At 73.6% G+C, this 20,556-nt stretch carries 18 protein-coding genes; 7 read left to right on the forward strand and 11 right to left on the reverse strand.

Annotation, left to right across the window (positions count from 1 at the left end; all coding sequences use genetic code 11):
* Nucleotides 1–209 precede the first annotated feature (209 nt).
* Entirely contained in the window at nucleotides 210–1,190 is a 981-nt protein-coding gene (locus IEZ31_RS13885; RefSeq protein WP_190250219.1) for an aldo/keto reductase, read from the forward strand.
* 39 nt (nucleotides 1,191–1,229) lie between these two features.
* On the opposite strand, the gene IEZ31_RS13890 is transcribed toward IEZ31_RS13885, so the two are convergent.
* Complete coding sequence (locus tag IEZ31_RS13890; protein WP_190250220.1) at nucleotides 1,230–1,709, reverse strand: S8/S53 family peptidase; 480 nt, start codon at nucleotides 1,707–1,709, stop codon at nucleotides 1,230–1,232.
* Nucleotides 1,710–1,845: 136 nt separating this feature from the next.
* Nucleotides 1,846–2,484, reverse strand: coding sequence for a TetR/AcrR family transcriptional regulator (locus tag IEZ31_RS13895; protein WP_229834941.1), 639 nt, complete (start codon nucleotides 2,482–2,484; stop codon nucleotides 1,846–1,848).
* Nucleotides 2,485–2,583: 99 nt separating this feature from the next.
* Here IEZ31_RS13895 and IEZ31_RS13900 point away from each other — a divergent pair, with 99 nt between their 5' ends.
* Nucleotides 2,584–3,288 carry an SDR family NAD(P)-dependent oxidoreductase gene (locus IEZ31_RS13900; RefSeq protein ID WP_190250221.1) on the forward strand — a complete coding sequence of 235 codons (705 nt, stop codon included), beginning with the start codon at nucleotides 2,584–2,586 and terminating at the stop codon, nucleotides 3,286–3,288.
* On the opposite strand, the gene IEZ31_RS13905 is transcribed toward IEZ31_RS13900, so the two are convergent.
* Both IEZ31_RS13905 and IEZ31_RS13910 read right to left on the reverse strand, forming a co-directional pair.
* Nucleotides 3,270–4,085, reverse strand: coding sequence for a serine hydrolase domain-containing protein (locus IEZ31_RS13905; protein ID WP_190250222.1), 816 nt, complete (start codon nucleotides 4,083–4,085; stop codon nucleotides 3,270–3,272). The genes IEZ31_RS13900 and IEZ31_RS13905 overlap by 19 nt on opposite strands.
* Before the next feature lie 10 nt (nucleotides 4,086–4,095).
* Complete coding sequence (locus IEZ31_RS13910) at nucleotides 4,096–5,709, reverse strand: chitinase (protein ID WP_190250223.1); 1,614 nt, start codon at nucleotides 5,707–5,709, stop codon at nucleotides 4,096–4,098.
* 107 nt (nucleotides 5,710–5,816) lie between these two features.
* Between IEZ31_RS13910 and IEZ31_RS13915 the strand changes: the two genes are divergently transcribed.
* From IEZ31_RS13915 to IEZ31_RS13930, 4 genes are all read left to right on the forward strand, one after another.
* Nucleotides 5,817–6,353 carry a PadR family transcriptional regulator gene (locus tag IEZ31_RS13915; protein ID WP_190250224.1) on the forward strand — a complete coding sequence of 179 codons (537 nt, stop codon included), beginning with the start codon at nucleotides 5,817–5,819 and terminating at the stop codon, nucleotides 6,351–6,353.
* Nucleotides 6,350–7,048 (forward strand): ABC transporter ATP-binding protein, encoded by a 699-nt coding sequence (locus tag IEZ31_RS13920; protein ID WP_190250225.1) that lies wholly within the window; start codon nucleotides 6,350–6,352, stop codon nucleotides 7,046–7,048. Before IEZ31_RS13915 ends, IEZ31_RS13920 begins: the two co-directional genes overlap by 4 nt.
* Nucleotides 7,045–8,589, forward strand: coding sequence for an FtsX-like permease family protein (locus IEZ31_RS13925; RefSeq protein ID WP_229834943.1), 1,545 nt, complete (start codon nucleotides 7,045–7,047; stop codon nucleotides 8,587–8,589). The genes IEZ31_RS13920 and IEZ31_RS13925 overlap by 4 nt, the downstream gene beginning before the upstream one ends.
* 83 nt (nucleotides 8,590–8,672) lie before the next feature.
* On the forward strand, nucleotides 8,673–10,862 hold the full coding sequence (locus IEZ31_RS13930) for an MMPL family transporter (protein ID WP_190250226.1): 2,190 nt from the start codon (nucleotides 8,673–8,675) through the stop codon (nucleotides 10,860–10,862).
* Between the two features lie 53 nt (nucleotides 10,863–10,915).
* Here the strand turns inward: IEZ31_RS13930 and IEZ31_RS13935 are convergent, their stop codons facing one another.
* Both IEZ31_RS13935 and IEZ31_RS13940 read right to left on the reverse strand, forming a co-directional pair.
* Nucleotides 10,916–13,084: an MMPL family transporter gene (locus IEZ31_RS13935; protein WP_190250227.1), complete on the reverse strand. Its 2,169-nt coding sequence runs from the start codon at nucleotides 13,082–13,084 to the stop codon at nucleotides 10,916–10,918.
* A 10-nt stretch (nucleotides 13,085–13,094) separates the two neighbouring features.
* Complete coding sequence (locus IEZ31_RS13940; RefSeq protein ID WP_190250228.1) at nucleotides 13,095–13,634, reverse strand: TetR/AcrR family transcriptional regulator; 540 nt, start codon at nucleotides 13,632–13,634, stop codon at nucleotides 13,095–13,097.
* A gap of 266 nt (nucleotides 13,635–13,900) precedes the next feature.
* On the opposite strand from IEZ31_RS13940, the gene IEZ31_RS13945 reads away from it, so the two are divergent.
* Complete coding sequence (locus tag IEZ31_RS13945) at nucleotides 13,901–15,043, forward strand: NAD(P)-binding domain-containing protein (RefSeq protein ID WP_190250229.1); 1,143 nt, start codon at nucleotides 13,901–13,903, stop codon at nucleotides 15,041–15,043.
* Nucleotides 15,044–15,221: 178 nt separating this feature from the next.
* On the opposite strand, the gene IEZ31_RS13950 is transcribed toward IEZ31_RS13945, so the two are convergent.
* From IEZ31_RS13950 to IEZ31_RS13970, 5 genes are read right to left on the reverse strand one after another with little or no spacing between them, the layout of a single operon-like run.
* Nucleotides 15,222–16,565: a pyridoxal phosphate-dependent decarboxylase family protein gene (locus tag IEZ31_RS13950; protein WP_229834945.1), complete on the reverse strand. Its 1,344-nt coding sequence runs from the start codon at nucleotides 16,563–16,565 to the stop codon at nucleotides 15,222–15,224.
* Nucleotides 16,535–17,080 (reverse strand): helix-turn-helix domain-containing protein, encoded by a 546-nt coding sequence (locus IEZ31_RS13955; protein ID WP_190250230.1) that lies wholly within the window; start codon nucleotides 17,078–17,080, stop codon nucleotides 16,535–16,537. Before IEZ31_RS13955 ends, IEZ31_RS13950 begins: the two co-directional genes overlap by 31 nt.
* Before the next feature lie 7 nt (nucleotides 17,081–17,087).
* Entirely contained in the window at nucleotides 17,088–18,074 is a 987-nt protein-coding gene (locus IEZ31_RS13960) for an N-acetylglucosamine kinase (RefSeq protein ID WP_229834947.1), read from the reverse strand.
* A complete protein-coding gene (locus IEZ31_RS13965; RefSeq protein WP_190250231.1) occupies nucleotides 18,062–19,303 on the reverse strand; it encodes a 6-phospho-beta-glucosidase in 1,242 nt (413 codons plus the stop codon). Before IEZ31_RS13965 ends, IEZ31_RS13960 begins: the two co-directional genes overlap by 13 nt.
* Nucleotides 19,304–19,325: 22 nt before the next feature.
* Nucleotides 19,326–20,435 carry an ROK family transcriptional regulator gene (locus IEZ31_RS13970; protein ID WP_190250232.1) on the reverse strand — a complete coding sequence of 370 codons (1,110 nt, stop codon included), beginning with the start codon at nucleotides 20,433–20,435 and terminating at the stop codon, nucleotides 19,326–19,328.
* Nucleotides 20,436–20,556: the final 121 nt, after the last annotated feature.

Consider the following 20,556-nt stretch of genomic DNA (forward strand, 5'->3'; position numbering starts at 1 on the left):
CGGCGGGCGGCTCGCGCTCGAGCAGCGTCGAACGGCGGTGAGCCGTTCGAGCAGCGTGGAACGGCGGTGAGCCGTTCGAGCAGCGTGGAACGGTGAGCCGTTCGAGCAGCGTGGAACGGCGAGCCGTTCGAGCAGCGTGGAACGGCGAGCCGTTCGAGCAGCGTCGAACGGTTCGCCGCCGTCCGCGGACCGCGCCTACGGTCCGGCGCATGGAGTACACCACCCTCGGCCGCACCGGGCTGGCCGTGAGCCGCCTCTGCCTCGGCACGATGAACTTCGGCTGGCAGCTCGGCGAGGCCGACAGCCACGCCGTCCTCGACCGCGCCCTCGACGAGGGGATCAACTTCGTCGACACCGCCGACATGTACGGCGCCCGCGACTACGAGGGCACCAGCGAGCAGTACATCGGCAGCTGGTTCGCCCGCACGGGCCGCCGCGACGAGGTCGTCCTGGCAACCAAGGTCTACCAGCCCATGAGCGACCGGCCGACGGACCGCGGCCTCTCCGCGCGCCACATCGTCATGGCGTGCGAGGCCTCGCTGCGCCGGCTGCGCACCGACCGGATCGACCTCTACCAGATGCACCACGTCGACCGCAGCACGCCCTGGGAGGAGATCTGGCAGGCGTTCGACGTCCTGGTGCAGCAGGGCAAGGTGGTGTACTGCGGAAGCTCCAACTTCGCGGGATGGCACCTGGCGGCGGCGCAGGCCGCGGCCGACCGCCGGGGCCGCCTGGGCCTCGTGTCGGAGCAGCTGAAGTACAGCCTCCTCACCCGCCACGTCGAGCTCGAGGTCGTCCCGGCGGCGATCGAGCTCGGCATCGGCCTGCTGCCCTGGTCCCCGCTCGCCCAGGGCCTGCTCTCCGGCGCCCTGCGCAAGGAGCGCGAGGCCGCACCGGGCCGCACCACGACCCACGCCGCGCCCCGCGTGCAGGAGCACCGCGCGGTCCTGGAGCGCTACGAGCGGCTCTGCGCCGGCCTGGGCCTGGAGCCGACCACGGTGGCCCTGGCCTGGCTGCTGTCCCGCCCCGGCGTGACCGCCCCGATCATCGGCCCGCGCACCCCGGACCAGCTCGACCTGGCGCTGCGGGCCCTCGGCACCGGGCTGGACGACGAGACCCTGACCCGCCTGGACGAGCTGTTCCCGCCGATCGGCAAGGGCGGCCCGGGCCCCGAGGCCTGGGCCTGGTGACGACGGCGGGGCGCCCCGGGCGCCCCGCCGCAACCACGGTCAGGACCAGCCGGTGGTCGACCAGTCGTCGGCCGACCAGTAGTGGCCGCTCCAGTAGTGACCGCTCCAGTAGTGGCCCGTCCAGTACCGCTCGGCCCACTGCGGGTCGCTCCACGAGCCGGTGCCCGTCCACGGGGTGCCGGCCCAGGTCGCGGCGGCCCAGGTGCGCGAGGCGTACGGCGGGACCCAGCGCTGGTTGTCCTGGTCGCCGCAGTCGACCTTGCGTGCGGCGGTCGAGGTGTTGGTGTAGCTCGCCAGGTCGTCGTCGCTCGTGGAGACGGTGTTGTTCGTGGTGGACGCGCCGACCGCGACGACGAAGGGGTCCGTCGCGGGGTTGGTGAGCGAGGCGGTGCCGCCGCCGTCGTTGCCGGCGGCCACGACGACCACGATCCCGGCCAGCCAGGCCTGCTCGACGGCGTACATCAGCGGGTCGACGGCCGACGCCGACATGCCGCCGGTGCCGTAGGACAGGTTGAGCACGCGGATCGGGTTCGCCGGGTCGGCGTTGCGGCAAAGTCACGACACCGTGACGACAATGCCCCGAACGCCCGACAGGATTTCCTCGGCCCTGTCGGACGCTCGTCGCGCCGGTGCCCCGACCGGCCGACACGGTCGCTCAGCGAGACCGCAGGGCGAGCGACGTCATCGCCTCGTGGAGCTGGGGCTCGGTCAGCGGCGGGACCGGAAGCGGACGGGCGGCGGCGGGGCGCAGGCCGTCCAGGAGCAGGGCCAGGGCGCGGCGCCACGTGTCCGGGGCCACCGCGGCCGTGGCCCGCACAACCGTCGACGTCGACCACATCAGCAGCGGCAGGTCCTCGACCGCGAAGTCGGCGCGCAGGACGCCGGCCGTGTGCGCCCGGGCGATGATCTCGCGGACGAAGTCCAGCTGGGCGTCGCAGAGTGCGGTCAGCTCGGCGGCGTCCGGGAAGCGGCGCGACATCGCGTCGTCCAGCGCCGGGTCGCTCGCCTGCAGCTCGCACATCCGCGTCACGTAGACCACGAAGCCGTCCCACGGGTCCGCGCAGGCCAGCGCCTCCGACCGGGCGGCCGCCAGGCGGGCCGCGATCAGCCCGGGCATGACCGCGTCGATGAGGGCGTCGCGGCCGGCGAACCGGTTGTAGAGGGTGCCGGGGCTCACGCCGGCCCGCCGGGCGATCTCCTCCAGCGGCGCGTCCAGGCCGCGCTCGTGGAAGACCTCCACCGCGGCCGCGGTCAGCCGCTCCAGGTTGCGTTGCGCGTCCCGCCGCAGTGCCACCCCGCCCGGACCTCCCTAACTTGACAGATGCCTCAACTTTGTTGCTACGCTCGTCCGCGGAACTTGATGAGAGCATCAACTTTTCCCGAGGAGTATCGCATGTCCAAGGTCATGGCCGTGTTCGGCGCCGGCACCGGGCTCGGCGTGTCCGTCGCGCGGGCGTTCGGGCGCGACGGGCACCGGGTCGCGCTCGTCGCCCGCAGCGCCGGGCCGCTGGAGGAGCGCGCCGCCGCCCTGCGCGCCGAGGGGATCGACGCGACCGCCTTCCCGGCCGACCTGGCCGACCCCGACGGCGTCCCGGCGCTCGCCGGCGCGATCGCGGCGCGGCTCGGCGAGATCGGTGTGGTGCACTACGGCCCGGCGCCGACGGAACGGTTCACGGCGGCCCGGGAGCTCGACCCGCAGCGGCTGCGGGGCTACCTCGACCTGTACACCCACACCCTCATCGCCCTCGTCCACCAGGTCCTGCCGGGCATGACCGGCCGCCGCGACGGCGCGATCCTGGTCACGCAGGGCGTGACGGCGGTCCACCCCCGCCCGTTCCTGAGCGGCTTCGGCCCGGCGATGGCGGCGACCCGCAACTGGCTCGCCGCGCTGCACGCCGAGGTGGCCGCCGAGGGCGTCTACGTCGGCACGCTCAACGTCGCCGCGATGATCGCCGGCAGCGAGGGCCACCGCATGTTCCTGGCCGACGGGGCCGCGGCGGGCATCCCGACGGTCGACCCGGAGTTCCTGGCGGGTCTCTGGCAGCGGTCGTACCGCGAGCGCGACCGCTTCGAGGAGACCTACCCCGCGCTGGGGTGATGCTCGTCCAGCACCGCGTCGGACAGCGCGGGCCAGGCCTCGGCCGCCCACTCGCCGAAGTCCCGGTCGGTCAGGCAGGCCAGGGCCAGGCCCGCCCGCGGGTCCACCCACAGGAACGTGCCCGTCTTCCCGAAGTGGCCGAACGTCCCGGGGGAGTTGCGGGAGCCGGTCCAGTGCGGCGTCTTGCCGTCGCGCAGCTCGAAGCCCAGGCCCCAGTCGTTCGGGTCCTGGCGGCCGAAGCCCGGCAGGACGCCCGACACGCCCGGGAACTGCACCCGCGTCGCCTCCGGCATCAGGTCCTGGGCCAGGGTCGGCTCCAGCAGTTCCTGGGCCAGCAGGGCCAGGTCCGACACCGGGCCCACCGCGCCCGCGGCGGGGGAGCCCGCCAGGCGGGTGGCGCCCATGCCGAGCGGGCGCAGGACCGACTCGGTCATCAGCTCGGCGAACGTGCCGCCCGTGCGGGTCAGCACGAAGTCCGCCAGCAGCTCGAAGCCGCGGTTGGAGTACACCCGCTTGCGTCCCGGGGCGGCGAGCTGCCGGTCCTCGTCGAACGCCACGCCCGAGGTGTGGGCGAGCAGGTGGCGGACCGTCGAGCCCGCCGGGCCGGCGGGCTCGTCCAGCGTCACGTCGCCGCGGTCGACGGCGACCAGGACCGTCACCGCGGTCAGGAGCTTGGTGACCGACGCCCACGGCAGCGCCACGTCCGGCCCGGTGCGGTCGCGGACGCCGCCGGCGTCCACGACCGCGACCGCTGCGGTGTTCACGGGCCAGGTCTTGACGATGTCGAGTGCGCTCACCTGAACGAAACTACGGCAACGCGTTGAGGAACGGCTCGTGGGCGTTCATGAACTCCCAGCCGTAGTACCGGTCCCAGTTGATCGACCAGGTCATCAGGCCCCGGAAGGCGGGCGTCGTGCCGCCGCGCAGCGTGTAGGAGCCGCAGCCGGTGCCCTTCACCAGGCAGTTGACCGCCGCCTGGACGACCGCCGGGGCGACGTAGCCGTTGCCGGCGCTGACCGCGGCCGGCACGCCGAACGCGATCTGGTCCGCCCGCAGGCCGGGGAACGTCTGGCCGGTGTTCGCGACCGGGAAGCCGGCCTTGAGCATGTCGGTCATCGCGATGTGGAAGTCGGCGCCGCCCATGGTGTGGTACTGGTTGTCGAGCCCCCAGATCGGGCCGGAGTTGTAGTCCTGGACGTGCAGGACGGTGAGCGAGTCGCGCAGCGCGTGGATGACCGGCAGGTAGGAGCCGGCGCGGTTGTCCCCGGCGGACGTGCCGCCGTAGAACTGGTAGCCGAGCTGCACGAAGAACGTCTCCGGCGCCATCGTGAGCACGAACTTGGTGCCGTAGCGGGTCTTCAGCGTCTTCAGGGCCGAGATCAGGTTCACGATCACCGGGGTCGTCGGGTTGCGGAAGTCGCTGTCGCCCGCGTTGAGGTACAGCGAGTGCCCCTCGAAGTCGATGTCGAGCCCGTCCAGGCCGTACTTGTCGATGATCGCCGAGACCGAGGACACGAACGCGTCGCGAGCGGCGGTGGTGGTGAGCTGGACCTGGCCGTTCTGGCCGCCGATCGAGATGAGCACCTTCTTGCCCTGGGCCTGCTTGGCCTTGATGGCGGCGATGAACTCGGCCTCCGACTCGACGTTCGGGCACTCGGCGACCGGGCACTGCCGGAAGCGGATGTCGCCCGAGGTGACGCTGGTCGGCTCGCCGAACGCCAGGTTGATGATGTCCCAGGCGGCCGGGACGTCGGCCATGCGCACGTAGCCGGAGCCGTTGGCGAAGCTGGCGTGCAGGTACCCGATGAGCGCGTGCTTGGGCAGCCCGGTCACCGGGGGCTGGCTGGTGGAGGGCGACGGCGAGGTGGACGGCGACCGCGACGGCGACGGCGAGACCGACCGCGAGGGCGACGGGGAGGCCGTGGTCGGGGAGGCCGTGGGCTGGCCGCCCGGGCCGTCGAGCGAGATGTCGTCGGCGTTGTACGCGCCGGTGCCGTACCAGCCGTGCACGAAGACCTGCACCGACGTCTGCCCGGCGGTCGTGGTGAACGGCACGGTGAGCTTGGTGTACGCCGACGCCGTCGTCCAGGTCGACGCGCCGCCGGTGATGCCCAGGTACACGTAGCTGCCGCGCACCCACCCGGAGAGCGTGTACGCGGTGTTCGGCTGCACGGCCACGGTCTGCGTGCAGTTGGCGTTGTCGGAGGCGGTGGCGTTGCCGTTGAGGGCGTACGAGCCGGAGTGCACCGGCGTCGTGACCGCACCGGACCCGCTGCCGGTGCACGACCAGCCGCTCAGGTTGCCGCTCTCGAACCCGGGGTTGGTCAGCAGGTTCGCGGCGTAGGCGTTCGTTGTCACGAGAAGGGCGGCGGCCAGGGAGACCACGGCGCCGGCGGCAAGCAGGATGCGGTTGCGTTTCATGGACGGACCTCCATGGACGGTGGCCGCCATTATTAGGTTTGTTAACTGTTGTTGTCCAGAGGGGTACCGCTTGACGCCCGCTATTCATCCGGTGAATAGTGGTCGCCATGTCAGCGCCGTTCGTGCTGCTGGGCCTGCTCGCGGGCGGCCCGCGGCACGGCTACGACCTCAAGCACGCCTACGACCGGACGTTGCCGCGGGCCAAGCCGCTCGGCTTCGGCCAGGTCTACGCCACCCTCGGCCGGCTCGAACGGGACGGCCTCGTCAGCCAGTCCGGCCAGGAGCGGGAGGGCGGCCCCGACCGCACCACGTTCGCCCTGACCGAGGACGGCCGGCGCAAGCTGGCCGGGTGGCTCGCCGCCGTCGAGGAGCCGGCCCCGCACGTGGCCAGCGCGCTGCTGGCCAAGGTCGTCGTCGCCCTGCTGGCCGCCGGGCCCGAGCAGGCGCTCGCCTACCTCGCCGCCCAGCGCCGGGCGCACGTCGACCGGCTGCGCGAGCTCACCCGGGCCAAGTCCCAGCCCGGCGCCACCGTCGGTGACGTCATCGCCGCCGACTACGCCATCACCCACCTCGACGCCGACCTGACCTGGCTCGCCGCCACGATCGAGCGCGTCGCGACGCCACACCCGGGGGAACCGTCATGATCCTTTCCGCGCGAGGGGTGGTCCGCTCGTACGGGCCGACCCCTGCCGTCCGCGGCGTCACGCTCGAGGTCGCCGAGGGCGAGATCCTCGCCGTCACCGGGCCGAGCGGCTGCGGCAAGTCGACCCTGCTGCACTGCCTCGCCGGGATCATCCGGCCGGACGCGGGCGAGGTCACCTACCGCGGCCAGCGCGTCGACCAGCTCTCCGAGGCCGCCCGCTCCCGGCTGCGGCGCACCCAGTTCGGCGTGCTGTTCCAGTTCGGGCAGCTCGTCGCCGAGCTGACCGCGGCGGAGAACGTCGCGCTGCCGCTGCTGCTCGCCGGCACGGGGCGGCGAGCCGCGCGGACGGCGGCGCTGGCGTGGCTGGACCGCGCCGGCGTCGCCGACGTGGCCGACCAGCGCCCGGGCCAGATGTCCGGCGGCCAGCAGCAGCGGGTCGCGATGGCCCGGGCGCTGGTCACCGAGCCGGCCGTGGTCTTCGCCGACGAGCCGACCGGCGCCCTCGACACCGTCTCCGGCGAGCAGGTCCTCGGCCAGCTCGTGCGGGTCGCCCAGGAGCACCGCACCACGGTCGTCCTGGTCACGCACGAGGCGCGCGTCGCCGGGTACGCCGACCGCGAGCTCGTGCTCCGCGACGGCGTCCTCGACGACAGCGGCCTCGGCATCGCCGTCCCGGGCGGGAGGCACGGCCGGTGAGCCCGCTGACCACGATGCGGCTGGCGCTGGCCGGCACCCGCGTCGACACGGTGCGGGTGGCGCTGACCGCGCTCAGCGCCGCCCTCGCCGCGCTGTCGGTGCTCGCCGCCCTCAACGTGCTGGCCATCGGCCCGCTGGTGCCGGGGCACGTCGACGCCGATCAGTGGGCCCAGCAGTACCGCAGCGCCCTGCTGCGCGAGCCCGGCCTGCGCCCCGGTGTCATCCTCACCTTCATCCTGCTGACCGTGCCGGTCTTCGCGCTCGCCGGGCAGTGCGTCCGCCTCGGCGCGCCGGCGCGCGACCGGCGGCTGGCGGCGATCCGCCTGGCCGGCGCCACCCCGCGCCAGGCGGTCACGGTGGCGGCCGCCGAGACCGGCGTCGCCGCGCTGATCGGGGCGGGTTTCGGGCTCGCCGGGTACCTCGTGGGCCACCGCCTGCTGGACGAGCCCGACGCCCAGGGCCGGCTGGCGCTGCCCACCGACGTGCTCCCGCCGGTCTGGCTGATCGCCGCCGGCGTCGCCGCCATCCCCGTCGTCGCCGCGCTGGCCGCCGCCCTCGTCATGCGCCGGGTGACCGTCAGCCCGCTCGGCGTGGTCCGCAAGGCCCGCCGCGAGCGCCCGCCGGCGATCTGGGCCGGCCTCGTCCTCGGCGTCGGCATCGCCCTGTTCACCGGCCTGGGCCCGCTCATGAAGCTCGCCGACAAACACCGGATCACCTGGCTCGCCGACTGGTCCCCGGTCCTCGTCTACGGCGGTGCGCTCATGGCCGCGTTCGGCGTCGTGCTCGGCACCGGCTGGCTCTCGTACACCACCGGCCGCCTCCTGCACCGCTACGCCCGCCGCCCGGCGCCGCTGCTCGCCGGCAGCCGCCTCATGGCCGACCCGTGGAGCGGCTCGCGCACCCTCGCCGTGCTGCTCGTCTGCGTCGTCTTCGCCGGCGGCGTGGCCTGGACCAGGTCCTGGTTCGCGGCCGAGGACCGGATCCGGGCGCAGTACCAGCGCACGCTCGACCCGCTCCAGGACCCGCAGCTGGACCCGTTCTACCTGAACACGGTGGCGCTCATCGACCTGGCGGTCCTGCTCGGCGTCGTGCTCGCCGCGCTCGGCATGCTCGTCGCGCTGGCCGACGGCATCCTCACCCGCCGCCGCGCGTACGCCGCCCTCGTCGCCACCGGCGTCCCGCGCCCGGTGCTGGCCCGCTCGATCCTGTGGCAGGCCTTCGTGCCGGCGATCCCGGCCGTCCTCATCGCGCTCACCGTCGGCGCCGGGCTGATGGCCTCGCTCGCCTCCGAGGTGCACGCGGGCGGCGGCGGGATGACCACCTGCCTCACCACCGCGGAGCAGTGCGACGCCACGCCGCTCGACGACCCCACGGTCTGGCAGGTGACGAAGGAGCCCGAGCTGCACCTCGCCGTCCCGGTACCGTGGGCCGAGCTCGCCCGCGACGCCGGCGTCGCCCTCGGCGCCGTCCTGGCGATCGTCGCGATCGGCCTGCTGTTCCTGCGCCCGAGCACCGACCTGGAGGAGATCCGGGTGACCTGAGCCGGGTGGTAGGGCTGTCCCCACCGTCGTCCGGCGGGTTCGCGGGATCGTTCCGGGCGCCGCGCGTCCATAGCGTCGGCAGCATGCATTCCAGGGAGCACGTGAGCGGGATCGCGGCCCGGTTCGCGATCTGGAGCGCCCGCCACCGGGCGCTCGCCATCGTCGGCTGGCTCGTCTTCGTCGTCGGGGTCACCGTCCTCAGTGGACACTTCGGGACCACCCAGGCCGGCGCCGGGGACTTCGGCAACGGCGAGTCCGGCCGGGCCGACAAGGTCATCGCGGACGCCGGCTTCCCGGTCCGCGAGGCCGGCGAGATGGTCGTCGTCCGGTCGCCCGTCGTGGACGACCCCGGTGCGCGGGCGGCGGCCGCCGAGGTCACCGCGGCCGTGCGGGCGACCGGGGTGACCGGGCCGGTCGGCGAGCCGCTGCGGTCCGAGGACGGCCGGGCGGTCCTGCTGACCTTCACCGTCACGGGGGACCCCGAGACGGCCAAGGACCGGGTCGGGCCGGTTCTCGACGCCGTGGCCGCGGTCCAGCGGCAGCATCCCCAGCTGTACATCGGGCAGGCCGGCGACGCGAGCGCCGACAAGCTCATCGGCGACGACCTCGACGAGGGCCTCAACCGGCTCTCCATGCTGTCGATCCCGGTGACGCTCGGCATCCTGCTCGTGGCGTTCGGCGCGGTCGTGGCCGCGCTGCTGCCGGTGGTCCTCGCCGTCACCGCGGTCGTGGCCGCCGTCGGGCTGCTCGCGTTCGCCAGCCGCCTCGCGCCGACCGTCGACACCACCATGCACGTCATGCTGCTCGTCGGCCTCGCCGTCGGCGTCGACTACTGCCTCTTCTACATCCGCCGCGAGCGCGACGAGCGCCGCGCCGGCGCCGACCGCCACCGCGCGCTCGTCGTCGCCGCCCAGACGTCCGGCCGCTCGGTGTGGATCTCCGGCCTGACCGTCATCGTCGCCATGGCCGGCATGTTCTTCACCCGCGACACCACCTTCGTGAGCTTCGCCGTCGGCACGATCCTCGTCGTCGCCACCGCCGTGCTGGGCTCGCTGACCGTCCTGCCGGCGCTGCTCTCGGCGCTCGGCGACCGGGTCGACCTCGTGCGCATCCCCGGCCTGTACCGCACGCGTGCCGAGGGCCGGGTCTGGGGCGCGATCCTGCGGCTGGTGCTGCGCCGCCCGCTGGTCTCGGCCCTGCTCGCGACCGCGGCCCTGGGCCTGCTCGCGTTCCCGGCGCTCGACCTGCGCACCAAGGGCGAGGGCGTCGAGGATCTGTCCCCGTCGGCGCCGATCACGAAGGCGTTCGTCGCGATCCAGACGTCGTTCCCGGGCGGCAGCGACCCGGCCGAGGTCGTGGTGCGCGCCCCGTCCGTCACCGGCCCCGCGTTCGACGCGGCCGTCGCCGACTTCACCAGGCAGGCCCTCGCCACCGGCAAGCTCCACGAGCCGGTGACGGTCGAGGTCAACCCGGCCGGCACCGTCGCCGTCGTCCGCGTCGGGCTGTCGGGCAGCGGCTCCGACCGCGCCTCCGAGGAGGCCCTCGCCGCCCTGCGCGGCACGGTCGCCCCGGCGACCCTCGGCAAGCTCCCCGGCGCGTGGGTCGGGGTCACCGGCGGTACCGCTGGATCGAAGGACTTCAACGACCAGCTCGCGCGCAGCATGCCGGTCGTCTTCTCCTTCGTGCTCGGCCTGGCCTTCGTCCTGCTGCTGGTGTCGTTCCGCTCGGTGGTGGTCGCGGTGACCGGCGTGGTCCTCAACCTGCTGTCGGTGGCGGCGGCGTACGGCATGCTCGTGTACGTGTTCCAGTACGGCCACTTCGAGTCCCTGCTGGACTTCCGCGCCGCGGACGGCATCACGAACTGGATGCCGCTGTTCCTCTTCGTGATCCTGTTCGGCCTGTCGATGGACTACCACGTCTTCGTGGTCAGCCGGATCCGCGAGGGCCACGACCGCGGCCTGCCCACGCGCCGCGCCGTGACGGAGGGCATCACCCGCACGGCGGGCGTGATCACCAGCGCCGCGGCGGTGATGGTGGCGGTGTTCGCCCTGTTCGCCACGCTGCCGATCGCGTCGACGAAGCAGCTGGGCGTGGGCCTGGCGGCGTCGGTGCTGCTGGACGCGACGATCATCCGCGCGGTCCTGCTGCCGGCGGTGATGGCCCTGCTGGGGGAGCGCAACTGGTGGCTGCCGCGCTGGCTGGGCTGGCTTCCGTCGGTGCCGCACGAGGCCCCGGCCCCGGCGGAGCGCGAGCTGGTGACCGCCGGCCGCTGACGGCTCCCGAGGAGCCGGCACCCGAGAGTGCCGGCTCCTCGGCGCTACCGGCGTCAGACGCGGGCGGGCTCGCGCTCCGGCTCGGTGGCCAGGTGGTGGCGCAGCTTCTCGCCCTCGATGTCCACGTCGGGCAGGAGCCTGTTCAGCCAGCCCGGCAGCCACCACGCGGCGCGGCCCAGCAGGGAGACCACCGCCGGGACGATCGTCATGCGGACGATGAAGGCGTCGATCGCGACGCCCGCGGCCAGGGCGAAGCCCATCGACTTGATGATCGGGTCGTCGACCAGGACGAAGCCGGCGAAGACCGACGTCATGATGATGGCCGCGGCCGTCACCACCCGGGCGCCGTGGCCCATGCCGCTGACCGTGGCCTCCTGGGCCGAGGCGCCGTGGACGTAGTCCTCGCGCATCCGGGAGACCAGGAACACCTCGTAGTCCATGGCCAGGCCGAACAGGATGCCGATGAGCAGGATCGGCAGGAAGCTCACCAGCGGGCCCGGAGTGTCCAGGCCGACCAGCGAGGCCAGGTGGCCCTCCTGGAAGACCGCCACCGTGATGCCGAAGGTCGCGCCCACCGTGAGCAGGAAGCCGGCCGCGGCCTTCAGCGGGACCAGGATCGAGCGGAACACCAGCATCAGGAGCAGGACCGACAGGCCGACGACGAGCAGCAGGTACACCGGCATCGCGTCCGACAGCTTCTCCGACACGTCGATCCCGACCGCGGTCTGCCCGGTCAGCGCGATGTCGGCGCCGTCGATGGCGTGGACCTTCGCGCGGACGGCGTGGACGAGGTCCTCGGTCGCCGCGTCGGTCGGGCCGGTCTTCGGGATGATCGCCAGCAGCGCCGTCTTCTTGTCCTGGCTGAAGTTCGGCGGCGTGACCGCGAGCAGGTTCTCGGTGCCCTGCAGCCGGGCCATCGCGTCCTGCGCGGCCTTCGCGGTCTGCTCCGGCGAGTCCGACGACACGACCATCGCCAGGCGGCCGTTGAAGCCCGGGCCGAAGCCCTCGGTGACGAGGTCGGCGGCCTTGCGGGCCGGCGAGTCGACCGCGCCGGCGCTCGCGCCCGGCAGCGCGATGCGCATGTCGGCGGCCGGGATGGCCAGCGCGGCCAGGCCGACGACGCCGACCAGGATCACCGGGATGCGCAGCCGGGTGACGCCGCGCGCCCACCGGAAGCCGAAGTTCCGCGTGTGGTGCGCGACGCTGCCCTCGGCGACCTTGCGCTGCTTGCGGGGCAGGACCCGGCGGCCGGCGAAGGCGAGCAGGGCCGGCTGGAGGGTGATCGCGACGAGGACGGCCACCGCCACCGTGCCGGCCGCGGCCAGGCCCATGACGGTCAGGAACGGGATGTTCACGACGGCCAGGCCGGCCAGGGCGATGACGACCGTGGCGCCGGCGAACACGACCGCGGAGCCGGCGGTGCCGACCGCGCGCCCGGCCGCCTCCTGCGGCTCCAGGCCCTCGACCAGGTGCTGGCGGTGCCGCGAGGTGATGAACAGCGAGTAGTCGATGCCGACCGCGAGGCCGAGCATCAGGGCGAGCACCGGCGCGGTGCTGGTCAGCGTGATGGTGCTCGACAGCGCGAAGAGCGCGGCCATGCCGGCGCCGACGCCGAGCAGCGCGTTGAGCATCGTCATGCCGGCCGCGACCAGGGAGCCGAACGTCACCAGCAGCACGACGAGCGCGATGGCCACGCCGATGCCTTCCTTGCCGCCGACCTCGGGTTCGGTGTTCATGACCTCGCCGCCGTGCTCGACGCGCAGGCCGGCCTGCTGCGCCGCCGCGCCGCTGGCCTCGTAGGCCGCGCGCTGCTCGTCGGTGACCTTGTCGGCCCGCTCCTTGAACTGCACGGTGACCAGCGCATACCGGTCCTGCGACACGGCCCCCGTCTGGAACGGGCTCATCGCGCCGACCACGCCCGGCAGCTTGTTGGCCTCGAGGACGAGCGCGTCGATCGTGTCCTTGTTCGCCGCGAGGGTCTGGCCGTCGGGCACCTTGACGACGATCGTGCCGGTCGCGCCGCTCGCCTCCGGGAACTGCGTCTTCAGCGCGTCGATCGCCCGCTGCGACTCGGTGCCGGGCATCGTGAAGTCGCTCGAGGTCGGCCCGCGGAACGCGGCGGCCGCGCCGCCGAGCGCGCCGAGCACGACGACCCACACGATGAGCACGAGCCAGCGGTGCCGGAACGAGGCGCGGCCAAGCCGGTACAGCACAGTTGCCATGTCCGTGTCCTTAGTCTTCAGGGGCGAGGACTCGCGCGGCCGCCGCGATGAGCGCCGCGCGCAGGTCGTCGTCGGGGTAGTCGGTGCAGTCGAACGCGACGGCCGCGGCACCGGCCAGCACGAGCTTGGCCGCGACGTGCGATGCGGGGGAGCCGGACGGCCCGGTCAGCGATGCCTGCAGACGCTGGGTCATGAGGTGTACCTCCTGGAACTCCGGCTGCTGGAGCAGGCCCGGGAGGTCGCCGTAGATGACCTGGATCTCCTTGCGGTAACCCAGGACCAGGTCGACGAACCCCTCGATGGCCGCCGCCCGCGCCGCGTCCGGTCCGAGGCCGGCGAGCTTCGCGTCGAGCTCCCGCAGCTCGGCGATCGCCGGCGCGCACATCTCGGTGAGGATCGCTTCCTTGCTGTCGAAGTGATACAGCAACGCGGCCTTGGAGCACCCCACCTCGACCGCGATGTCGTGCAGCGAGGTGCCCTTGAACCCGGCGCGGGCGAACTGGCGCGCGGCCGCGGCCAGAATCTCGTCGCGCGTGTTGCTCCGAGCCATCGGTCACCTCCCGGCGCTCATCATGCCTGACCGATCGGTCAGAACCTGACCGATCGGCCAGCCTTGAGAGCGACCTCACACCGCCCTCCCAGCCTCCGTTCACCTCAGTCTGTGCCGGATCCCCTTGTGGGGTGCCCTGCTTCGCCACCGATATCCCGACATTTCGTCACCGTCCCGCGCCGTGTAGACCCGCCCGCCGGTGTGCAGCCGCGGCGTGATGGCGGGCCCGAGGTAGCGTAGAAGTATCCGACTGTTCGGGAGGCACTATGCCGAAGCGGACAGAACTCCTGGTGATCGGTGCGGGACCGTACGCGTACTCGGCCGCTGCCTTTGCTCGTGACAACGGAATCGACACGCACATCGTCGGCCATTCGATGGCCTTCTGGCGTGAGCAGATGCCGGCTGACATGTTCTTGCGCTCAGGACCCGACTGGCACCTCGACGCCGGCGGCAACTACACCTTCAGGGCCTTCTTCGAGGACCGAGGGATGCGGCCCGAGGACTTCGACCCAATTCCGATCGCTGTCTTCATCGACTACGCGGAGTGGTTCCGTCAGCGCACGTCGTTCGAAGTCGACGAACGGATGGTCACCGACCTCACAAAACCGAGCGGGAGCTTTCTCGCACACCTGGACGACGGCTCGACGATCACAGCGGAGAAGGTTATTGCCGTCCCGGGCATGTGCTACTTCGCCAACCTCCCGCACTGGCACGAGGACGTGCCGCCGACACTCCGATCACATACCAGCGAGCTTGTCACCTTCGAGGATCTCGCCGCCGCCCGTGTCGCCATTGTCGGAGGGCGGCAGAGCGCCTACGAGTGGGCAGCGCTGCTGTGCGACCGGCGCGCCGAGCAGGTGCACGTGGTGCATCGCCATCCCATTCCGGAGTTCGCCAAGGTCAGCTGGTCCTTCGTGGACCCATACATCGATCAAACGCTGGCACAGCGAGGATGGTGGCGCCGACTCTCCGCGGAGGAACAACGGCGGATCGCCGGCGAATTCTGGCGAGTCGGCCGCTTCACCCTCGAGCCCTGGCTCGTCCCACGCCTCGCCACGGAGGTTGTCACCAGCCATCCCCACTGCGCGGTCATCGACGTGACGCCCGGTGATGAAGATGTGCGACTTCGGCTCTCCGATCAGACAACGCTGATCGCGGACCATGTGATCTTCGCATGCGGCTACAAGACCGACCTGTCTCGCATCCCCTACCTGCGCAGCGTCTCGCACCAGGTGAGGACGACAGATGGTTTCCCCGACCTGACCGAGGGCTTCGAAACATCGCTGGCGGGTCTCTACGTGATCGGCTTCGCCTCCACCCGCGACTTCGGCCCCTTCTACGGTTTTACGAAGGGCTGCCCGTCATCCGCGCGCATCGCAGTCGACGAACTGATGCGCTGCGCCGCTTGATCGACCAAGACCGAGACGACTGCTGCGTCGAGCGTGAGTTCTCGGATGGGCACGCCGCGTTCGGGCCCGATGAGCAGCCCGGCCAGCAGGGTGTGCAGTTGCCGGTGGTCGCCGACGCCGGTGAGCCGGAGCCGGAAGCCGCGTCCGTCTCCCGGTGCAGCGCGATCGGGAGGGGTTGTCAGTGTGGCGCTGCGGCCCGCACCTCGGTGAGCAGCGCGTCGGCGTCGGCGGTGGTCGTGCCGGGGTTGACGACGCAGGCGCGCAGGGCGAACGCGCCGTCCACCGTGGTCCCGGCCAGGTAGGCGCGGCCGGACGCCTGGACCGTGGCGAGGACCTGCCGGTTGAGCTCGTCGGAGCCGGCCACCCGGAAGCACACCACGCTCAGGCCGTGGGCCAGCAGCTCCAGGTCGTCGGCGCGGTCCACCGCGGACGCGAGGTGGGCGGCCACCGCCAGGTCGTGCTCGACGAGCGCGCGGTAGCCGGCCACGCCCAGGTGCTTGAGCAGCGCCCAGACCTTGAGGGCGCGGAACGGGCGGGTCTGCTCGAAGCCGTACTCGCTGAACCACGGGTCGCCGTCCGCGCGCAGGTACGGCGGGACGAGGCTGAACGCGTCGCGGGCCAGGGACGGGTCGCGCAGCAGGACCAGGCCGGCGTCGACCGGCGCGTAGAGCCACTTGTGCGGGTCGAGCGAGATGCTGTCGGCCCGGGACAGGCCGGCCCGCGCGGCGGCGAAGCGGTCGAGGAGGAGCACGGCCGGGCCGCCGTACGAGGCGTCGACGTGCAGCCAGACGCCGTGCGCCGCGCACACGCCGGCGACGGCGGCGAGGTCGTCGATCGCGCCGGTGTTGACGGTGCCGGCCGTGGCCATGACCGCGACCGGGATGTCCCGTCCGGAGGCGGCCAGCATGTGGTCGAGCGCCGCCACGTCGTCGAAGAGCCGGACGTGGTCGGAGCCCAGGCCGAGCAGCTCGGCGGCCTTGCGGGCGGAGCCGTGCCCCTCGGTGCCGAGGTACAGCACGAACGGCCGGTCGTGTCCCTGCAGCCCGCGCGCCCGCACGTCGATCCCGGTCCGGGCGGCGGCCCGGTGCCGGGCCACCGCGAGCGCCGTGAGCGTGGCCGTGGAGCCGCCGCTCACCAGCAGCCCGCCGGCCCCGGGCGGGAAGCCGGCCAGCTCGGCGAACCAGCGCACCACCTCCCGCTCGACGTGCACAGCGGCGTGGTCGCCGCCGGCCACGCTCGGGTTCATCGCCGCGGCGATCGCGTCGGCGGCCACGCCGAGCGGGTGCGGCGGGGAGTTGACCCAGGCGAAGAAGCGCGGGTGCCCGTTGCCGAACGGGTGCGGCATGACCCGCTCGGCGATCTCGTCGAGGACGGCGTCCGCCGGCGTGCCCTCCAGCGGCACCGCCGACGCGGCGAAGTGCGGCGGGCGCCAGACGGGACCGGCGGGCAGGTCCGCGAGGTAGCCGTGGACGAGGTCCGCGACGCGGCGGCTCAGAGCCGCATCGCCAGGTAGTAGACGCACGGTTCGCTCCCGGGGTTGGCGAAGGCATGGCGGCGGTCGCCGGCGTAACTGGCGCTGTCGCCGGCGTGCAGCTCGAGGGGCTCGTCGTCGAGGGTGAGGCGCAGCGTGCCGCGTTCGATTCCGATGTACTCCAGGGAGCCCGCACCGTGCGGCAGGAAGACCCCGGCGTCGACGTGGGCGCCGAGCGTCGTGCGCATGAACTCGAACTCGACGCCGGGCAGCACCGGGCTCAGCACCCGCCGCTCCCAGCCCGCCGGGTCGCGGGCCACCTCCTGCTCGTGGTGGCGCAGCACGGTGGTGCCCACCGGCCGCTCGTCCTGCATCAGCCGGGCGATGCTCGTGCCGAGCCCGGTCGCGATCCGGTCGAGCACGAGCACCGTCGGCATTCGCCCGCCCCGCTCGATCTCCGACAGCATGCTGCGACTGACCCCGCTCGCGCCGGCGAGCGCGTCGAGGGTCAGCCCCCGCCGCCTCCGCTCCGCCCGCACCCGCCCGCCGAGCGCCTCGACGTCCATGTCTCCACTATAGTGGAATTCCGCGGCGGACGGCGGCCTCCAGGCCGGGCGGGCAGGGGGCGCCGTGGAGGGCGTCGAGGGCGAGCAGGGCCGCGCCCGCCACCGGCGGGGCGTCGAGCACCGTCAGCGCCGCGTGCGGGGAGAGCGCGCCGACGCGCGCCGCCACGTCGTCGTGGAGCTGGGGGTGGCGGGCGGTGAGCACGCCGCCGCCGAGCACGACGGTGTAGCGCTGGTCCAGCAGGCCGAGGCGGCCGGCGGCGACGCGGACCAGGGCCTCGATCTCGTCGGCCTGGCGGCGCACCACCCGGGAGGCGACCGGGTCGCCGGCCGCGGCCACCGTGAACAGGACCTGGGACAGCTCGTCGAGCCGGCCGGCGGGCAGCTCGCCCAGGTGCAGGGCGATGCTCACGTCCTCCACCGTGGACCGTCCGAAGTGGAGCCGCACGGCGTCGGTGAGCGCGGTCGCCGGGCCGCGGCCGTCCTCGTCGCGCGCCGCGTGGTAGAGGGCGAGCGCGGCCAGGTGCTGGCCGCCGCCCCAGTCGCCGGTGAGCTGGCCCAGGGCCGGGAAGCGGGAGGTGGCGCCGTCGGCGCGGCGGCCCACGGCGTTGATGCCGGCGCCGCACACCACGCCGACCGCGTCGGGCTCGGCGGTGCCGGCCCGCAGCAGGGCGAACAGGTCGTTGTCGACGGTCACCCGCTCGGCCAGGCCGAGGGCGCCGACCTCGGCGTTGAGCCGCTCGACCTCGACCGGCAGGTCGGCGCCGGCCACGTACACCGACAGCTGCGCGAGCGGCCGGTCCGGCGCCACGGCGCGGGCCTTGCCGACGAGCTCGGCGAGCTGGGCCAGGGCGGCGGGCAGGCCGACCGCGTGCGGCGAGGTGGTCGGGCCGGTGACCCGGGACAGGATCCGCCCGTCGGTGTCGCCGAGCACCACGTCGGTCTTCGAGTTGCCCCCGTCGGCGGCGGCGTAGAGCACCGCGGTCACGACAGCCACGCGAGATGGTCGCGGTTGGCGGCGAGCAGCTCGTCGGTGAGGCGGCTCGCGGTGTCGTGCTGGCCGACCAGCGGGTGGGCCAGCAGCGCCCGGTAGACCCGGTCGCGGCCGCCGTGGACGGCGGCGTCGACGGCCAGCTCCTCGTACGCCGACACCCCGGCGATTAGCCCGGCCAGCTCCGGACGCAGCGGCGGGGCCGGCACCGGCCGCGCGCCGTCGGCGCCGACCCGGCAGGTGACCTCGATGACCGCGTCGTCGGCCAGGAACGGGAACGTGCCCTCGTTGCGGACGTTGACGGCGTGGACGCCGCCGTCGTCCTGGTGCAGCGACGCGATGAGCCCGACCGCCGCCTCCGAGTAGAACGCGCCGCCCCGCTGGCCGAGCAGCTCGGGCTTGGTGGTGAGGGCCGGGTCGCGGTACATCGTGAGCAGCTGCCGCTCGATCTCGGCCACGCGCTCCCCGCGGGTGGGCTGCCCGAGCTCCTCCCGGACGACCTCGTCGTGGCAGTAGAAGTACCGCAGGTAGTACGACGGCACGTTGCCGAGCGACGTCAGGACGGCGGGCGGGAGCTGAACCTCGGCGGCGATCTCGTCCCGGTGCGCCGCCAGCAGCTCCGGCAGCCGGTCGACGCCGTCCACGTAGGCCGCCCGCTCCCAGGTGAGGTGGTTGAGGCCGACGTGGTCGAGGGTCACCGCCTGCGGGTCGACGCCGAGCTGCGCGGCGAAGCGCCGCTGGAAGCCGATCGCCACGTTGCACAGCCCGGCCGCGCGGTGACCGTGGTCGAGCAGCGCGCGGGTGACGATGCCGACCGGGTTGGTGAAGTTGACGATCCACGCGCCCGGGTCGGCCCGGCGGGCGATGTCGAGCACCACCGGCACCGTGCGCAGGGCCTTGGCGAAGCCGCCCGCGCCCGTCGTCTCCTGGCCCACGCAGCCGCACCCGAGCGGGAACGTCTCGTCGCTGATGCGCGCCGCCTGCCCGCCGACCCGCAGCTGGATCACGACCGTGGCCGCGCCGGCGAGGGCGTCGTCCACATCGGACGTCCAGCGCAGCGTGGCCGCGCTGCCGTGCGTGCGCAGCAGCCGCTGCGCGAACGCGCCGACGACGGCGAGCCGCTCGGCCGCCGGGTCCAGCAGCACGATCTCCGACGCGAACGGCGCCAGCCGCGCGAAGCCGTCGATCAGCTCGGGCGTGTAGGTGGAGCCGCCGCCCACCACCGCGATCTTCAACCCTGTGACTCCTGTCGTTGTTTCACTGCGAGCGCGTCGACTCTAGTAGCGTCTCGCGCACCGCGAGGACCGCCGCGTCGGCCGCGCCGAGCAGCGGCGCGTCGTCGTCGACCGTGCTGGCCGCGACCGCCGTCTCCAGGGGCGCGGCGTGCGACATGGCCTTGGCGACCGCCTCGGCGAGGGGTGCGCCGCCGGCCCGGCCGGTCTCGCCGCCGAGCACCACCAGCGGCGGGTCGAGGATTGCCACCACGGCGGCCAGGCCGGGCGTGATCCGCTCGGCGAGCGCGTCGAGGTAGGCGGCGCTGCCGGGCCCGTGCTCGGCCGCGAGCGCGGCCACCGCCTCGGGGCCGACGAGCGCGTGGAAGTCGCCGGCGCCCATCGGGATGTACCCGACCTCGCCCGCGCCGCCGCGGGCGCCGCGCAGCAGCCGGCCGCCGCCGAGGTCGATCGCCAGGCCGAGGCCGCCGGCGCCGAGCCACAGCAGCGCGAACGCGCCGGCACCGCGGGCGGCGCCGTGCGCCCGCTCCGCGAGGGCCGCCAGGTTGACGTCGTTGTCGATCTCGACCCGGGCCCGCGTGGCGTGCTCGAGGTCGTCGACCAGCCCGGGGCGGCTCCAGCCGGGCACGTCGACGTGGTGGATGACCCGGTCGCGGCGGTCGAAGGCGCCGGCGACCGCGAGCTGCACGTGCGCGACCGGCCCGCGGCCCACATCCGCGGCGGCGCACAGTGCGTCGATCGTCTCGCCGACCGCCGCGACCGGGTCGGTCGAGGTGAAGTCGACCGGCCGGGCGAGCCGGCTGCGCCGCTCGCCGCGCAGGTCGTGCAGGGCCGCGGTGACCGACGGGGCGCCGCTGCCGGCGGTGTCCCGCACCGAGACGGCGACGGCGTAGGCGGCGTCGGCGTTGACCGCGTAGACCTCGGCGTTGGGCCCCGGGCGGCCGGTCTCCTCGCCGGCGACGACGACCAGCCCGGCCTCGGCCAGCCGGCGGACGGCCTCCGAGACGGTCGGCTTGGACAGGCCGGTGAGCTGCTTGAGCTCGGCCCGGGTCAGGCGGCCCCGGTCGAGCAGGAAGCCGAGCGCGGCGGCCTCGTTGAGCGCCTTGAGCAGCTTGGAGGAGCCTCCGACGGTCACGGCCCGCTCCTCCGCCACTAATAGGAAAACTGATTAACAGTTGCGGAGAAAGGTAAAGGCCGCCCCGGCGTCGTGTCAAATGCTCTCGGCATGCCCCACGGCCCTGACGCGCCCGGCTGAG

This window comes from Dactylosporangium sucinum, assembly GCF_014647515.1.
Classification (GTDB): domain Bacteria; phylum Actinomycetota; class Actinomycetes; order Mycobacteriales; family Micromonosporaceae; genus Dactylosporangium; species Dactylosporangium sucinum.

Coding starts and splice junctions, on each gene's coding strand:
- IEZ31_RS13935 (WP_190250227.1), bottom strand. CDS start 13,084: ATGGCAACTGTGCTGTACCGGCTTGGCCGCGCCTCGTTCCGGCACCGC.
- IEZ31_RS13945 (WP_190250229.1), top strand. CDS start 13,901: ATGCCGAAGCGGACAGAACTCCTGGTGATCGGTGCGGGACCGTACGCG.
- IEZ31_RS13940 (WP_190250228.1), bottom strand. CDS start 13,634: ATGGCTCGGAGCAACACGCGCGACGAGATTCTGGCCGCGGCCGCGCGC.
- IEZ31_RS13915 (WP_190250224.1), top strand. CDS start 5,817: ATGTCAGCGCCGTTCGTGCTGCTGGGCCTGCTCGCGGGCGGCCCGCGG.
- IEZ31_RS13900 (WP_190250221.1), top strand. CDS start 2,584: ATGTCCAAGGTCATGGCCGTGTTCGGCGCCGGCACCGGGCTCGGCGTG.
- IEZ31_RS13910 (WP_190250223.1), bottom strand. CDS start 5,709: ATGAAACGCAACCGCATCCTGCTTGCCGCCGGCGCCGTGGTCTCCCTG.
- IEZ31_RS13955 (WP_190250230.1), bottom strand. CDS start 17,080: ATGGACGTCGAGGCGCTCGGCGGGCGGGTGCGGGCGGAGCGGAGGCGG.
- IEZ31_RS13920 (WP_190250225.1), top strand. CDS start 6,350: ATGATCCTTTCCGCGCGAGGGGTGGTCCGCTCGTACGGGCCGACCCCT.
- IEZ31_RS13930 (WP_190250226.1), top strand. CDS start 8,673: ATGCATTCCAGGGAGCACGTGAGCGGGATCGCGGCCCGGTTCGCGATC.
- IEZ31_RS13885 (WP_190250219.1), top strand. CDS start 210: ATGGAGTACACCACCCTCGGCCGCACCGGGCTGGCCGTGAGCCGCCTC.